General features: G+C 70.9%; 3 protein-coding genes. 2 read left to right on the forward strand and 1 reads right to left on the reverse strand.

Annotated features, from left to right (window positions below):
• Positions 1–62: 62 nt before the first annotated feature.
• Positions 63–1,100, reverse strand: a complete 1,038-nt coding sequence (locus tag EES42_RS29445) for a hypothetical protein (RefSeq protein WP_124721305.1) — start codon at positions 1,098–1,100, stop codon at positions 63–65.
• A gap of 158 nt (positions 1,101–1,258) precedes the next feature.
• Here EES42_RS29445 and EES42_RS29450 point away from each other — a divergent pair, with 158 nt between their 5' ends.
• Together EES42_RS29450 and EES42_RS29455 are read left to right on the forward strand one after the other, a co-directional pair.
• Positions 1,259–1,837 (forward strand): dihydrofolate reductase family protein, encoded by a 579-nt coding sequence (locus tag EES42_RS29450; protein ID WP_124721306.1) that lies wholly within the window; start codon positions 1,259–1,261, stop codon positions 1,835–1,837.
• Positions 1,838–1,943: 106 nt separating this feature from the next.
• Positions 1,944–2,375, forward strand: coding sequence for a nuclear transport factor 2 family protein (locus EES42_RS29455; RefSeq protein ID WP_124721307.1), 432 nt, complete (start codon positions 1,944–1,946; stop codon positions 2,373–2,375).
• The last annotated feature ends 6 nt before the right edge of the window (positions 2,376–2,381 follow it).

A 2,381-nucleotide genomic window follows, 5' to 3' on the forward strand; every position in this document is an offset into this window, starting at 1 on the left:
CGCCCGCAGCCCGCCGCCCGCCGCCCGCTGCTCGCCGCCGGCCTCTCGCCGCCCCGCCCGTGTCAGCCGGTGATGCCGGTGCCGGCCGAGAGGATCTTCTCGGCGGTCCGCCGGAGTTCGGGGAGGAAGGCGATGACCCGCTCGCCCCGGCGGAGCAGGTCATCGGTGGACGTGACGCCGAGGTCGGCGACGGCATCCCGGAAGGCCGGGAGACGTGCCTGGTGCAGTTCGGGGGCGTCCGCGGCCAGTACGGTGTGACATCGCGCGAAGGTCGCGATGATCCAGAAAACCGCTTCGCGATGGTCGCCCCGCTCGACGAGATACCGGCTCCCGTCGATCGCGACCGGCCGGGCCCCGGCGGTGATGTCGCCGCTGAAGAAGAACGGCGTACGGGCGACCTCCGCCGCGGCGTCGAAGGTGCGGGCCAGCTCGTCCAGGTGGTGCCCCGTCCTGGCGGCCGACAGCCGCGCACACCCCAGGAGCTCCAGCAGCTCCGGGTACAGGTGCGCCTGTCCGTACGCGTCGAGGACCTCGCGGGCCGCCGGGTAGCGGAGCCGGACCGTGGGGTTGCGCAGTGCGGCGACCAGCAGGACATGGGTGGTGACCCCGGTCGGGAAAAGCCAGGACATCACCTGTTCGTGGAAGGGCGCCGAGGCGTCGAAGGCAGCCAGCCGGGTCTCGATCCGGCGTTCGGCGTCCAGGCATCTGCGGCGCACCCAGGGCCGCTCGGCGAACCGGCGCGACACGTCCGCCCGCAGCTCGCGCAGCCGGCCCGTGGGGTCGTCGACGACCGTGTCCCGGCGGAAGCTGCCCGCCAGGTGGTACGAGGAGAGCACCTCGTCCGCCGAGGCCAGTTCGCCCCACGGCAGCAGGCTGACCTCCAGCAACGCGTCCCGGAACCGGAGCTTGCCGGGCTTGGCGGGCGGGGCGGGGTCGGCGGTGACGACCACGATGTCCACGTCCGAGTAAGGGGACAGTTCGGCGTCGTCCGGCAGGCCCACCGTGGAGCCGCTGAAGAAGGCACCACGGAAACCGGGATCGGGCCGGGCGTGCTCGGTGACCCACTGGACCGCGGCCGCTCGGGCCGTACCGACTCTCACTCGGAACCTCTTTCCTCCGGGGTGTCACCGTATGCCGAACCTGGCGCGGACCGCGCCCGCGAAGCGTGTCACTCGTTGCCGGGCGCGTGGCGGAGGCGTCAACTGTTGGGGCGCCGGGCAACCGTGTGGCACAAAGCCTCCGGCGGGAGAGGATCGTGATGAGGAAGATCGTCCTGATGGCCTCGGTGTCCCTCGACGGCTTCATGGAGGGGCCGGACCGCGAGATCGACTGGCACGTGGTCGACGACGAACTGCACCGTCACTTCAACGAACTGCTCCGGACCATGGGCGGCTTCCTCGAAGGCCGGGTGACCTATCAGCTCATGGAGGATTACTGGCCGACCGCCGACTCCGATCCCTCCGCCACCGAAACCGAGGCGGAGTTCGCCGGCATCTGGCGGGAGACGCCCAAGATCGTGTTCTCCCGGACCCTGGAACATGCCGGCCGGAACGCCACGATCAGACGGGAGGTCGACGCGGAGGAGATCCGGGCTCTGAAGGCGCAGCCCGGCGGGGACCTGTGTCTCGGGGGCGCCGACCTCGCCGCGGCCTTCATGCGGCTCGACCTGGTCGACGAGTACCGCATCTACGTCCATCCGGTCCTCATAGGCCGGGGCAAACCCCTGTTTCCGGCCTCGGCGACCCGGACCGCACTCCGTCTGAAGGAGACCCGGGAGTTCGGCAACGGGGTCGTGCTGCTCCGTTACGGCCGCCGCGAGGTTGCTCCAGCGGAATGAACTCGCCGGGCCGGGACGGTGCGCGACCGGTGCTGTGCCGCGTGGACCGGGGCACTCTCCCCGTATAACGGCCGCACCATCGCGAGCTCTCACGAAAGGACCGGCGATGACGCTCAGTGTCGAGGACCGGCTGGACATCTCCGAACTGCTCGCCCTGCACGGGCACTTGGTCGACAACGACGAACTGGACCGGCTGGACGAGCTGTTCACCGACGACATCGTCTACGAAACCTCGAACCTCGGGCACGGAGAGGTGCGCGGGCTGGCCGCGTTCCGGGACATGGCGCGGGCACGTGCGGGCAAGCCGGGCGCCCCCGTCGGCCACCACGTCAGCAACATCGTCCTCACCGAGGCCGGGGACGGCCGGGTCCACGCGCGGTCCAAGGGGATCGGTGTCGGCGCGGACGGCGAGTCCGGAAGCGTGACCTACGAGGACGTGATCGTGCGCGGCGAGCGGGGGTGGCGCATCTGCCGGCGCTGTATCACCCTGCACTTCACACCCGCCGGCGCACCGGACACGGAGGGAGCCGGCAAGTGACGGCCA

Source organism: Streptomyces sp. ADI95-17 (genome assembly GCF_003846175.1).
Lineage (GTDB): Bacteria > Actinomycetota > Actinomycetes > Streptomycetales > Streptomycetaceae > Streptomyces > Streptomyces sanglieri.

Excerpts from the sequence above, each read along its gene's own strand:
- EES42_RS29455 (WP_124721307.1), top strand. The coding sequence starts at position 1,944 with ATGACGCTCAGTGTCGAGGACCGGCTGGACATCTCCGAACTGCTCGCC.
- EES42_RS29450 (WP_124721306.1), top strand. The coding sequence starts at position 1,259 with ATGAGGAAGATCGTCCTGATGGCCTCGGTGTCCCTCGACGGCTTCATG.